Origin of the sequence: Pectobacterium polonicum (genome assembly GCF_005497185.1) — a bacterium.
Classification (GTDB): Bacteria; Pseudomonadota; Gammaproteobacteria; order Enterobacterales; family Enterobacteriaceae; genus Pectobacterium; species Pectobacterium polonicum.
Genome location: NZ_RJTN01000011.1, coordinates 1 through 12,805, shown reverse-complemented (window position 1 = coordinate 12,805; position 12,805 = coordinate 1). Strand labels below are relative to the sequence as shown.

General features: G+C 48.2%; 13 protein-coding genes and 2 rRNA genes. 5 read left to right on the top strand and 10 right to left on the bottom strand.

Annotated elements, in window-relative coordinates; genetic code table 11:
* The first annotated feature begins 5 nt into the window (after positions 1-5).
* Both glnG and EDI29_RS12540 read left to right on the top strand, forming a co-directional pair.
* Positions 6-1,418 (top strand): nitrogen regulation protein NR(I), encoded by a 1,413-nt coding sequence (gene glnG, locus EDI29_RS12545; RefSeq protein ID WP_107169361.1) that lies wholly within the window; start codon positions 6-8, stop codon positions 1,416-1,418.
* A gap of 143 nt (positions 1,419-1,561) precedes the next feature.
* Positions 1,562-1,699: a YshB family small membrane protein gene (locus EDI29_RS12540; protein ID WP_010281646.1), complete on the top strand. Its 138-nt coding sequence runs from the start codon at positions 1,562-1,564 to the stop codon at positions 1,697-1,699.
* 58 nt (positions 1,700-1,757) lie between these two features.
* Here EDI29_RS12540 and hemN read toward each other — a convergent pair whose 3' ends face one another.
* From hemN to yihI, 3 genes are all read right to left on the bottom strand, one after another.
* The gene (gene hemN, locus EDI29_RS12535; protein WP_137741141.1) at positions 1,758-3,131 is read right to left on the bottom strand and encodes an oxygen-independent coproporphyrinogen III oxidase; all 1,374 of its coding nucleotides are present in this window, start codon (positions 3,129-3,131) and stop codon (positions 1,758-1,760) included.
* Positions 3,132-3,203: 72 nt separating this feature from the next.
* Entirely contained in the window at positions 3,204-3,374 is a 171-nt protein-coding gene (locus tag EDI29_RS22755) for a hypothetical protein (RefSeq protein ID WP_010298124.1), read from the bottom strand.
* Positions 3,375-3,377: 3 nt separating this feature from the next.
* Positions 3,378-3,932: a Der GTPase-activating protein YihI gene (yihI, locus tag EDI29_RS12530; protein WP_137741140.1), complete on the bottom strand. Its 555-nt coding sequence runs from the start codon at positions 3,930-3,932 to the stop codon at positions 3,378-3,380.
* A gap of 203 nt (positions 3,933-4,135) precedes the next feature.
* On the opposite strand from yihI, the gene yihA reads away from it, so the two are divergent.
* On the top strand, positions 4,136-4,771 hold the full coding sequence (yihA, locus tag EDI29_RS12520; RefSeq protein WP_137741139.1) for a ribosome biogenesis GTP-binding protein YihA/YsxC: 636 nt from the start codon (positions 4,136-4,138) through the stop codon (positions 4,769-4,771).
* A 204-nt stretch (positions 4,772-4,975) separates the two neighbouring features.
* On the opposite strand, the gene spfP is transcribed toward yihA, so the two are convergent.
* From spfP to EDI29_RS12500, 5 genes are all read right to left on the bottom strand, one after another.
* Positions 4,976-5,023, bottom strand: a complete 48-nt coding sequence (gene spfP / locus EDI29_RS23315; protein ID WP_071892919.1) for a small protein SpfP — start codon at positions 5,021-5,023, stop codon at positions 4,976-4,978.
* Between the two features lie 162 nt (positions 5,024-5,185).
* Entirely contained in the window at positions 5,186-7,975 is a 2,790-nt protein-coding gene (gene polA, locus EDI29_RS12515; RefSeq protein WP_137741138.1) for a DNA polymerase I, read from the bottom strand.
* 547 nt (positions 7,976-8,522) lie between these two features.
* Positions 8,523-9,146, bottom strand: coding sequence for a thiol:disulfide interchange protein DsbA (gene dsbA / locus EDI29_RS12510; RefSeq protein WP_137741137.1), 624 nt, complete (start codon positions 9,144-9,146; stop codon positions 8,523-8,525).
* 24 nt (positions 9,147-9,170) lie between these two features.
* The gene (locus EDI29_RS12505) at positions 9,171-10,157 is read right to left on the bottom strand and encodes a serine/threonine protein kinase (protein WP_137741233.1); all 987 of its coding nucleotides are present in this window, start codon (positions 10,155-10,157) and stop codon (positions 9,171-9,173) included.
* A 78-nt stretch (positions 10,158-10,235) separates the two neighbouring features.
* A complete protein-coding gene (locus EDI29_RS12500) occupies positions 10,236-10,505 on the bottom strand; it encodes a YihD family protein (RefSeq protein ID WP_005968263.1) in 270 nt (89 codons plus the stop codon).
* Positions 10,506-10,717: 212 nt separating this feature from the next.
* Here EDI29_RS12500 and mobA point away from each other — a divergent pair, with 212 nt between their 5' ends.
* Both mobA and mobB read left to right on the top strand, forming a co-directional pair.
* A complete protein-coding gene (gene mobA / locus EDI29_RS12495) occupies positions 10,718-11,296 on the top strand; it encodes a molybdenum cofactor guanylyltransferase MobA (protein WP_137741136.1) in 579 nt (192 codons plus the stop codon).
* Positions 11,286-11,807: a molybdopterin-guanine dinucleotide biosynthesis protein MobB gene (gene mobB / locus EDI29_RS12490; RefSeq protein WP_137741135.1), complete on the top strand. Its 522-nt coding sequence runs from the start codon at positions 11,286-11,288 to the stop codon at positions 11,805-11,807. Before mobA ends, mobB begins: the two co-directional genes overlap by 11 nt.
* 200 nt (positions 11,808-12,007) lie before the next feature.
* On the opposite strand, the gene rrf is transcribed toward mobB, so the two are convergent.
* Positions 12,008-12,123: ribosomal RNA gene (rrf, locus tag EDI29_RS12485) — 5S ribosomal RNA — on the bottom strand.
* Positions 12,124-12,256: 133 nt separating this feature from the next.
* A 23S ribosomal RNA gene (locus EDI29_RS12480) occupies positions 12,257-12,805 on the bottom strand; the annotation flags it as partial.

Genomic DNA, 12,805 nt, shown 5'->3' with positions numbered 1-12,805 from the left:
TCACAATGCAACGAGGGATAGTCTGGATTGTCGATGACGATAGCTCCATCCGTTGGGTGCTTGAGCGCGCGCTTGCTGGTGCGGGTTTAACCTGCGCAACGTTTGAGAACGGAAATCAGGTATTACATGCGTTAGCCACACAAACGCCTGACGTTCTGCTGTCGGACATCCGCATGCCAGGGATGGATGGATTAGCGCTCTTACAGCAAATCAAACAGCGCCACCCGATGCTCCCGGTCATCATTATGACAGCACATTCCGATCTGGATGCTGCCGTCAGCGCTTATCAACAAGGTGCGTTCGATTATTTGCCGAAACCGTTTGATATTGATGAAGCCGTTGCGCTAGTTGAACGCGCAATCAGCCATTATCTGGAACAGCAGCAGCCGGTACGTAGCCAACCGATTAATGGCCCAACAACGGACATTATCGGTGAAGCGCCAGCAATGCAGGATGTCTTTCGCATTATCGGTCGTTTATCTCGTTCGTCGATCAGCGTGCTGATTAACGGCGAATCAGGAACCGGTAAAGAGCTGGTGGCGCACGCCCTACATCGCCATAGCCCGCGCACCAAAGCCCCTTTTATCGCTCTGAATATGGCCGCTATTCCTAAAGATCTGATCGAATCGGAACTGTTCGGCCATGAAAAAGGCGCGTTTACGGGCGCAAACCAGATCCGTCAGGGCCGCTTTGAGCAGGCCGATGGCGGTACGCTGTTTCTGGATGAAATCGGCGATATGCCGCTAGACGTACAAACACGTCTGCTGCGCGTATTGGCAGATGGACAGTTTTATCGCGTTGGTGGCTATGCAGCGGTGAAAGTAGATGTCCGCATTATTGCGGCAACGCACCAAAATCTTGAGCAGCGCGTGCAGGAAGGCAAATTCCGTGATGACCTGTTTCATCGCCTGAATGTGATCCGCGTTCATCTGCCGCCGCTACGTGAGCGTCGGGAGGATATCCCCCGTCTGGCACGTTATTTCTTGCAGGCCACGGCCAAAGAGTTGGGTGTCGAGCCGAAGAATCTGCATCCAGAAGCAGAAACGGCATTAACCCGTTTACCGTGGCCTGGCAACGTTCGCCAATTGGAGAACACCTGCCGCTGGTTGACGGTCATGGCCGCTGGTCAGGAAGTGTTGATCCAAGATCTGCCGCCTGAACTGTTCGAGACCACCGCGCCCGATTCTACCGTGCATATTCTGCCAGACAGTTGGGCCACGCTATTGGCACAATGGGCCGATCGCGCACTGCGTTCCGGTCATCAAAACCTGCTGGCAGAAGCTCAACCAGAAATGGAAAGAACGCTACTGACAACGGCACTGCGGCATACTCAGGGACATAAACAGGAAGCGGCAAGATTGCTGGGATGGGGCAGAAATACCCTGACGCGTAAATTAAAAGAGCTGGGAATGGAGTAGCGAGATTGTTTTTTTATTGCTCAATTGTTAACAAGCAATTTGGTGATAAAAAATACAATCTGGCGCACGAAATTGTCATTAATTTGTCCTTTACTTGCCTTGAGTCAGCAGTATGATCGTGTCGCTGATTCGGGAGGAACACCATGCTGGACTCATTGATTTCTGCGGCAACACTTTCCGTTGCAACACACGGCGCTGAAATTGGCTCTGCGGCAAGTCACTCGCCGCAGGCTGCTATTGCCGCCGTTTTGTGTGCCGCTCTGATTAACTTCTTTAGTTGATCAGCGAAAAGTTAGAGGACAGCCAGTCGGTACTAACATCGACTGGCTGTTTTTTTGGTTAAATCACGCGGGAAAATTGCTGTGTCCTAAGCTTGCTACGTAAATAAACATCAAAACACATACAGATATTGCGGATCAGCAAACGTCCCTTCGGCGTCACCACCAGCCCATCTTCCTGACTATCCACCAGCCCATCAGCCACCAGCGGTGCCAGTAATGCTAAATCCTGCTCAAAGTAGGTTTTAAAATCGATAGCATATTCCGCTTCAATGGGGGCATAGCTGAGTTGGAAATTACAGATCAGCGTCTTAATCACATCGCGGCGAAGACAATCATCACGCGTCAGCTGTAATCCACGCCACAAGCCATTTCCTTTGTCTTTGACCTGCGCATAATACTGCTTCAGCTCTTTCTGGTTCTGGGCATAACTATCACCGATCATACTAATCGCCGAAACGCCCATACCAAGCAGATCGCTATCGCCCTGCGTCGTATAGCCCTGGAAATTACGATGCAGCTTCCCTTCTCGCTGTGCCACCGCCAGCTCATCGTCAGGGCGAGCAAAGTGATCCATACCGATAAATTGATAGCCCGACTGCGTCAGCGATCCAATCGTCTGTTGCAGAATATCCAGCTTTTGTTCTGCGCTCGGTAAATCCGCATCTTTAATTTTGCGCTGTGCGGCGAATAGGCTAGGTAAATGCGCATAGTTAAAGACGCTAAGCCGGTGCGGGTTTAATTCCGCAACGCGCTGTAGCGTAAAAGCGAAGCTTTCCGGCGTTTGCTTCGGCAAACCGTAAATCAAATCAATATTGGTTGAGGTGAAGCCAAGCGCCTTTGCCCGTTCAATAAGGGCAAAGATAAAGTCTTCATCCTGCTCGCGATTGACCAGCTTCTGAACATCTTTATTAAAATCCTGCACCCCCATGCTAAGGCGGTTAAACCCTTCAGCACGTAGATGGTCGAGAACATCCAGTTCAATTTCCCGCGGATCAACTTCAAGCGACAGTTCAGCCTGCTCGGAAAAAGAGAACAGCTCACGCAGCAGCGACATCAGCCGGCTAATCTGTGCTTTATTCAGGTAGGTCGGCGTACCGCCGCCCCAATGCAATTGCGTCACCGTTCGTCCGACGAATAGCGGCGCGCGCTGGCGAATCTCCAGCTCCAGCACATCAAGGTATTCATCCGCTTTATGCTGCTGACGCGTAACCAGCTTATTACAGCCGCAGAAATAGCACAGCCGATGGCAAAAAGGGATGTGGATATACAGCGACAGCGGTCGCTGCGGATAACGGGCAATGGCATGCTGAAACGCAGGCTCATCGTAAGCTTCACTGAATTCTAACGCTGTGGGATAAGACGTATAACGCGGCCCAGAATAGTTATATTTTTGAATCAGGGCCAGATCCCAGTCAACGGACGGTATCGACATATTCGCTCACTCCTTCCAGTTTTTACTCGGTGGGTTATCCTTCCCCTCCTTCAGATCATCCAAAAATGGCGTTCAAAAACGCTCCCGGCGTTTTTGTCTTGGGCGTCGCACCTGATTCATGCGCCCGTTAAACAGGGCGCGATGCAACCGATGCTTACGCTTCGACAATAGCCATAGTTTACTGAACAGACAGAGCAGATAAAACGCAACCAGCAATATCAGGAACAGAAACAGCCATTTCATTGATTAGAACGCATCTTTCGGGTTATTACGTTTTAAAAGCTGCAACATGTCTTCCTGTTGCTCTTCTTCATCGTCATCACCCAGCTCGATTCCAAGCTCTTCCATCAGGATATCGATACGATCCAGCGTTTCGTCAACCCATGACTGATCTTTGGCGCTCAGCGTTTCACCGCTATCCAGACGATCCAACAGGGTATCCAGACGCGCATCATTTTCTAACATTTCCAGCTCTTCTTCTGGAGACATTGTCGGCTTGGCAGCAACGACTTTATCCACGGGCTCAGAAGGCTTTGACTTAGGCTTCGGTTTAGCGATAGCGCTATCCAACACGCCAAGCTGTACAGGCTTTTTGCTGCCGATACGTGGATCGGCGACTTTACGCTGACCAGAACGCGGATCGGTAGACGCTTTTTCCTGAGTTCGGCTACCCGACGCGTTGCCACGATGCTTTTTATCTTTTTTCCGCTCACGAGCTTCACGCTCCAGCTCTTCGCGGGATTTTCTTTTTACTTTGGGCTTTTCTGCCTTGTCGGCAGCCCCTTTGACAGGTCGGTTCATAATGTTGTTCTCAGGTACACAGATATAAGGGAAGTGCGGCGGAATCTAGCAGAAAGCCCGATAATAAAAAAGCGCCCACATCAGACGGCCAAGCTTTTCTTTTCATATCAGTCTGCTGCACTTTGAGGCAGATAAAACCGCCTTTATCGTCAGTTACAGGTATAATCCCCAACCAGACAGAGATCCAGACAGAGATAACGATCGTGACCCAGCAATATAACTACCACATGACGCGTTTTATCATCAGCGCCCCGGATATTCGCCATCTGGCAACAGATAGCGGTATTGAAGTGGCCTTTGCTGGGCGTTCTAACGCCGGAAAATCCAGCGCGCTGAATACGTTGACCAACCAGAAGAACCTGGCACGAACCAGTAAAACGCCGGGCCGTACTCAGTTGATTAACCTGTTCCAGGTGGCAGACGGCGTGCGTTTAGTCGATCTCCCTGGCTATGGTTATGCCGAAGTGCCAGAGCAAATGAAGATCAAATGGCAACGTGCGCTCGGTGAATATCTGCAAAAGCGTAACAGCCTAAAGGGCCTGGTTGTGCTTATGGATATTCGTCATCCTTTGAAAGATCTCGATCAGCAAATGATTCAGTGGGCAGTCGATGTCGAGCTTCCGGTCTTAGTACTACTGACCAAAGCCGATAAGCTGGCTTCAGGTGCACGTAAGACACAGTTGCATATGGTTCGCGAGGCTGTCGTGCCATTTATGGGTGATATTCAGGTTGAGGCATTTTCGTCACTGAAAAAACTCGGCGTCGATAAACTACGGCAGAAATTGGATAACTGGTTCAGCACGCTGCCACACGCTGAAGAAGAACAAGAAGCAGAATAATCCTTTCACGTGGTGCAGAGTATCATTACTCTCATCACGTACCCACTTTCCCGCGATAATCCCCCACCAGAGACGTTCTTCCACACTCGAAACCGTGCTGATACATTGCTGTCTACCAGGCAGCTATTGGCGTTTTGAGGGCAAAAACCTTGGATAAAGCCCATAAAAAACGCCCCGCTCAAAACTGAGCGGGGCGGCTAATATTCAGCCAAATCCGATTACGTGAAGTAAAAGGTCTGAAAGATAGAACATCTTACCTCTGTACCCTACGTCTTTAACTCTACCCTATTTTTTCACGGGAACAAAGGCTTTTTTGTTGTTTACTTTCATAGAAAATGGTTATCGATTACACAAAGTTAAACCAGGTCACACAATACTGTTATTTAATTACAGAAATAGCATAAGAATCGGCCATTAATGTGCTTGATCCCAGTTCATACCTGTACCGATGTCTACCTGCAACGGAACATTCAATTGCATACAACCTTCCATTAATACTTTGATTTTACTAATAGATTCCTCAATAACCGAATCGTGGATCTCGAAAACCAGCTCATCGTGAACCTGCATGATCATCTTCACCTTCGGCGCCTCTTTCTGTAGCCAGTCGTCAATCGCGATCATCGCTTTCTTAATAATATCAGCAGCGGTGCCTTGCATCGGGGCGTTAATCGCCGCACGTTCAGCGCCTTTACGCGCCATCGCATTACGCGAATGGATATCTGGCAGGTAGAGACGGCGACCATCCAATGTAGACACATAGCCATGTTCTGCGGCCTGTTGGCGCGTCCGTTCCATGTAATCCTGCACACCAGGGTAACGTTCAAAATACAGATTCATGTATTTCTGCGATTCGCTACGGGGAATATTCAACTGACGCGATAAGCCAAATGCGCTCATGCCGTAGATCAGACCGAAATTGATCGCTTTCGCACTACGACGCTGCTCTGATGTCACCTTATCCAGCGCGATGCCAAACACTTCTGACGCCGTTGCCCGGTGGATATCCAATCCGTTTGCGAACGCATTCAACAGCCCTTTATCTCCCGATAGATGTGCCATAATACGCAGCTCAATTTGCGAGTAGTCAGCGGCAACAATGCTGTAGCCCTTAGGTGCAATAAATGCCTGGCGAATACGGCGCCCTTCGTCGTTACGCACTGGGATATTTTGCAAGTTAGGATCGCTGGAAGACAAACGCCCGGTTGCAGTAACAGCCTGATGATAAGACGTATGCACACGCTTCGTCGCCGGATTGATCATCAGCGGCAGCTTATCGGTGTAAGTAGATTTCAGCTTGGCTAAACCACGATATTCCAGAATCAGCTTCGGCAGAGGGTAATCCAGCGCCAGTTCAGCCAGCACTTCCTCATTGGTTGATGGTGCGCCTTTTGGCGTTTTCTTCAGAATCGGCAGCTTTTGCTTTTCATACAGAATGCCCTGTAGCTGCTTGGTCGATGAGAGATTGAACTCTTCACCCGCCAACTCATACGCTGCTGTTTCCAGCTCCGCCAAACGAGTCGTTAGCTCTTTTGAGTGTTCTGCCAGAATCGCGGGATCGATTAGCACGCCCGTACGCTCGATGCGGGATAAAACTGGCACCAGTGGCATATCAATAGTCTGGAAAACCTGGCACAGATCGGTATGCGGCTGGAGTTTCCCCCAGAGCTTCTGGTGCAGATGCAGCGTAACATCCGCATCCTCGGCCGCATAAGGCCCAGCCTGTTCCAGCGCAATCTGATTAAACGTCAGCTGATTTTTTCCCTTACCCGCGATCTCTTCAAAGGTAATGGTTTTGTGGCTCAGATAGCGTTCGGCCAGACTATCCATATCGTGACGGCCCGCCACGCTGTCGAGTACATAAGATTCCAACATGGTATCAAACGCGATGCCGCGTAAATCGATGTCATACCGTTGCATCACGCCTTTATCAAATTTGAGATTCTGACCAATCTTAAGCAGCTTCTCATCTTCCAGCAGCGGTTTAAACAATGCCAATACCGTGGCGCGATCCAACTGCTCCGGCGCATCCAAATAATCATGCGCCAGCGGTAAATAAGCCGCTTCACCGGGCTTAATCGCAAATGACAAACCAATCAGATTGGCGGTGAGCGTATCCAGCCCGTCGGTTTCTGTATCAAAAGCGAAAACTTCAGCCTGTTTTAAACGCTCAACCCAATCCAGCAGCGTTTTTTCATCGAGAATAGTGACATAACCATCGGCAGAAAGCGTAGGCGCATTATCTTCTTCAGCAGCCTGCTCAACTACCACGTTACCTATGACCTGAGCTGGCTGGCTGCTCTTTTTACCCTGCATCCAGGTGCCTGATTCAATATCTGATAACCAGCGCTTAAACTCATAACGGGAAAAGAGGCGATGCAGTTCATCCACATCCAGCTCGTTAACAGTGAGCTGATCGCAGCTAAGTTCCAGCTCAACATCCGTTTTAATGGTGGCAAGCTGATAAGAGAGGTAGGCCACTTCTTTATGCTGTTCTAGCTTCGGCGCCATGGTTTTCGCGCCACGGAAGGAAAGCCCGGCAATTTTATCAAGATTGGCATAGAGTGAATCCAGCCCGCCAAGCCCTTGCAATAGCGCCTGAGCCGTTTTTTCACCTACACCAGGCACACCGGGAATGTTATCCGATGCATCTCCCATCAACGCGAGGAAATCGATAATCAGATCAGGAGGAATACCATATTTATCACACACTTCCTGTGGGCCAAGAATGGTGTTGTTCATGGTATTAATGAGCGTCACGCTCGGCGTCACAAGCTGTGCCATATCCTTATCGCCGGTACTAATCAGCACCGACTTACCCGCTTTTTCCGCCTGCACCGCGAGTGTACCAATGACATCGTCCGCTTCTACACCGGATACCGCCAAAAGCGGCAACCCCATTGCTTTCACCATATTATGTAGAGGTTCTATCTGTTCGCGTAGATCCTCCGGCATAGGTGGGCGGTGAGCTTTATAGTTTTCGAATAACTCATCGCGAAACGTTTTCCCTTTCGCATCAAAAACAACGGCAACGTGGCTGGGGCTATATTGCAGCAGCAAACTGCGTAGCATATTCAATACGCCATACATTGCACCGGTTGCTTCTCCCGCGCTGTTTGTTAACGGGGGGAAAGCGTGATACGCACGATACAAATAGGATGAACCGTCTACCAGTATTAAAGGGTTTTCTGCAATCTGAGCCATAGCCTGCCGTGATCGTTGTTAGTCTGTCATAGCGCTAAGCATGCCATAGGTCAGAGAAAGAGACGATCCTTAACGTAAGATATCGGTTGATTTTGCATGGAGCCTCGCAAGATCTTCCTGTGGATAACTTTGTGAATAGTTTTATTTGCGTAATTATTAATTTATCCTTTTATCTGATAGCGTTATTTTATATTCATTAAATTCATAACGTTATAATATAACTCGTTTGTTTTTCATGCATAACAAACTGTCATCAAATTTGTGGATATAAACCAAAAGATAAATAGATATTATGGGCGTAAGATATAAAAGAGTGAACGGCTTAAAGCAATACCCTAAATAATTCGATTTGCGTGAAGACGGCAACTGCGTGAACAAATTTGACCAGCCAGCGGCTGGCCTTCGGTGAGAGACAAGATATCTCTCATTTCATCCCCAGGAGCTAATTCAGGTAAATGACTGAGGTGAGTAAAGGCAGCCAACGCACAAACAGCTTGAAGTATTACGGGTATGAGCCATGCGATTAACCCGCATGGCTCATAAGTGATTACTTTTTAGTAATGAGGAATTTCACCACATCAGCATACTGTTTTACGTAAGCGTCCATTGAACTAGTATCAAGACCATCGTTCTTGATCATATATTTGCCATTAACGAACATCGCTGGAACACCACGTAATTGTAAATCTGCAGCCGCTTTTTCTTGCTGGGCAACCAGAGATTTCACAACAAAACTATTCAGGGCACCATCAAATTCTTCCGCACTCACACCAGCTTTTACAAAGACAGCGCGAATATCTTCCGGTTTTTGTACGGTCTGTGTTTTCTGGACGGCATCAAACATCAGCGGGGTGATTTTATCTTCCACGCCCAGCGCCATGGCCACAGCCCAAGCCTGCGTCAGGTTTTTACCCAATGGGCCCAAGAAATCCACATGATAACGCGTCATCTTCACTCCCTCCGGCAGCGCTTTTTTTACTGCATCCGGGACATGGTAAACTTGTTCAAATTGATAGCAGTGCGGACAATAGAATGAGAAAAACTCGAGAACCTGCGGCTCTTGGGTTGCAGGTTTATCTAATTCTACATATTGCTTACCGTCAGAAAACTCTGCAGCAGAGGCACTAAATGCCAGAACGGCACCAATCAGCGCAAGCCATAATCTTTTCATAAATTTAACTCTCTCCATTTAATTTCAGTACATGGGCATCAACTGTAGAGGAGGCTCCTGTAGCAGTTGAGTTTGCCCAATAAATATTGCCGTTTGCTTCAACCAGAAATCAGCATCCGTCATCCAAGGGAAATTTTTCGGAAAAGCAGGGTCTTCCCAACGACGCGCAACCCAAGCCAGATAATAAACCTGTCGCATCGCACGAAGAGGTTCAATCAACGCCAGTTCTTTCTCCTGAAAATCCGAAAATTCACTATAAGCCTCTAATAAGATATCCAATTGAATACGTTGTTCACGGCGGTCACCATGCAACAGCATCCATAAATCCTGTATTGCCGGGCCATTGCGAGCATCATCCAAATCAACAAATAGCGGGCCATCACGCCACAAAATATTTCCTGGGTGACAATCCCCATGCAAACGCAATGGACGCCAGTCGCTGTGCCAATAAGTTTCAACTGTATCAATCAGTTGACGAGTTGCCTGTAAAAAATTATGTCGATGTATTTTCGGTATTAGCGGACATGTCTCCAACAGCCGATAAGGTTCATGCAAATATTCATTTACCCCGATCGTCGGTCGCTCGGTGAATAACGATTTCTGCCCCGTCTGGTGAATGCGTCCGAGAAAACGGCCGACCCACTCTAGCTGATCTTCATTATCCATCTCATACTGTCGGCCCCCCATACTAGGGAATACGGCAAAATGAAATCCTTCATAGACATTCAACGTCTGCCCATTAAGAAAAACAGGCGCGACGATAGGAACTTCATCTTCTGCCAATTGTTGGGCAAAAGTGTGTTCTTCCACAATTTGCGCCGCGCTCCACCGTTCCGGGCGATAAAATTTCACCACGAATCGTTTACGATCTTCATCAGCGAATTGATACACCCGGTTTTCATAGCTATTTAATGCCGTCAGACCGGAATCAACGCGCAGCCCGACATCCAACAAGGCATCCACAATCAAATCTGGGAACAGTGTCTGGAAGTTAAATACCGAGCTATTCATCGCAGCCACAAATGGCCTGAGGCGGCATAAGATATACGCGTAAAATAGTTAGCATCATGAACGTGTTATTTCTTTTCACTAGTCTTTAATAACCCCACGGGCACGCAGCAAAGCTGTTTTGAAATCTTCCTCGTAGTCTTTCTTTAGACCGGGAATGACTTGTTCTTTATCTGCATCACGCATTTTCAGATGGTAAATAAGGATATCATCAGTTAGTTCGTTTAACTGCCCCTCGAACCCTGCCTCCTGTGCAAGGTTTTGTAAAAATTGCACTAGGTTTAAATCGGGCTCTTTTTGCCAGGCTGGATGCAGCAGCTCTATCAGCTCATTAACACGGTGACATTTCATTTTTTTCTCCTTAAAAACGGTTTGTACTCAATAAATTTCAAGAAGTAGAAAACAGCTTGAGTAATGTTGAATATATAGCGATAAAAATAACAGCCTTGCGCACATGAGGAAAGAACTTGGTCTTCTGTGAAAGTTTTCAGAGAATAATGTATGGTTCCTCCCTCATAGGCTTTCGTACAAAGAAAAGTGGGCATAGATAATTGGGACGTGAAATGATTACAGGCGTTATTCTCGCGGGCGGACGTGCAACGCGCATGGGCGGGCATGATAAAGGTCTGATAACACTAAACGGTGTACCGCTATATCAACACGCCCTGTCTCGACTTAAAACACAGGTTGACGAGGTCATCATCAGCGCCAACCGCAATCAGGATGTATATGCACAAAGCGGGTGCCGCATTATTGGTGACGTCGATAAAACCTTTCCTGGCCCGCTGGCTGGCATCCTGAGTGGATTACATGCATCCACGTCCGAATGGGTGGTATTCGTCCCTTGTGATGTTCCGGCCTTCCCTATCGACTTGGTGCACCGCTTATGGCAAGCACGTGGGGAGGAAAATGCCGCTTATGTCACCGATGGGGAGCGTTCGCATCCCACATTACTCTTAATCAGTAAAAGCCTTATTGAACCATTGGAAACTTATCTGCATCTAGGAAACCGTAAATTAATGCTATTTATGGAACAGGTCGGGGCAAAAACGGTTTCATTTAGCGATCAACCCGAAGCCTTTCGCAATATGAACGCTCCTGAAGACTTATCTAACTGGGAAGAGCAACGCCATGAACCCTAATCGTGTCCCCCTGCTCGCTTTTGCTGCTTATAGTGGTACAGGTAAAACGACATTGCTTAAACATGTCATTCCTCTACTGACTAATCATGGTATTCGAGTCGGACTCATTAAACATACGCATCATCAAATGGATATTGATACGCCAGGTAAAGATAGCTATGAGCTACGTAAGGCAGGCGCAGCACAAACCATTGTTGCCAGCAGCCAAAGGTGGGCGCTGATGACGGAGACGCCTAAGCAGGAAGAGCCAAACATTTACGATCTAGCTGGGAAAATGGATGCATCAACTCTCGACCTGGTGCTGGTTGAGGGGTTTAAACACGAGAAGATCGCTAAAATAGCCTTATTTCGTCAATCATTGGGTAGGGAATTAAGTGATTTGATCGATGAATATGTCATCGCGATTGCAGCAGACTCTGAGACAGATACCATACTCCCAGTGCTTGATATCAATCAGCCAGAGCAGGTGGCTAATTTTATCCACCAATGGCTTCAAAATAGCCGTCTATAAGTGCAAAGAAGGCTACCATTTACACTAACCTAGTGGGTCATTCCGGATAAACAACGGATTTCTACACTTCAAGAATCGTCCCTACGCCGCATAATCACTATGCGATACGGATAGCCACAGGATTGCCGCCATTAAATTTCGCCAAATGTCCCATAGCAAAAAGCCCCTGTCTTGCGACAGAGGCTTTCCACTTATTTGATGCCTGGCAGTTCCCTACTCTCACATGGGGAAGCCCCACACTACCATCGGCGCTACGGCGTTTCACTTCTGAGTTCGGCATGGGGTCAGGTGGGACCACCGCGCTATCGCCGCCAGGCAAATTCTGTTTCATTCCAACCGTCATGCTTCGCTCACGCTCTCGCACAACCATCAGAACCAATCTTTGAACAAGCTAAATATCAAAACATGTCTCTATGAGTCATCATCACTCAAAACACCTTCGGTGTTGTAAGGTTAAGCCTCTCGGGTCATTAGTACTGGTTAGCTCAACGTATCGCTACGCTTACACACCCAGCCTATCTACGTCGTCGTCTTCAACGGCCCTTCAGGGACATCTAGTGTCCAGGGAAGACTCATCTCGAGGCAAGTTTCCCGCTTAGATGCTTTCAGCGGTTATCTCTTCCGCACTTAGCTACCGGGCAATGCAATTGGCATCACAACCCGTACACCAGTGGTGCGTTCACTCCGGTCCTCTCGTACTAGGAGCAACCCCTCTCAATCTTCCAACGCCCACGGCAGATAGGGACCGAACTGTCTCACGACGTTCTAAACCCAGCTCGCGTACCACTTTAAATGGCGAACAGCCATACCCTTGGGACCTACTTCAGCCCCAGGATGTGATGAGCCGACATCGAGGTGCCAAACACCGCCGTCGATATGAACTCTTGGGCGGTATCAGCCTGTTATCCCCGGAGTACCTTTTATCCGTTGAGCGATGGCCCTTCCATTCAGAACCACCGGATCACTAAGACCTGCTTTCGCACCTGCTCGAGCTGTCA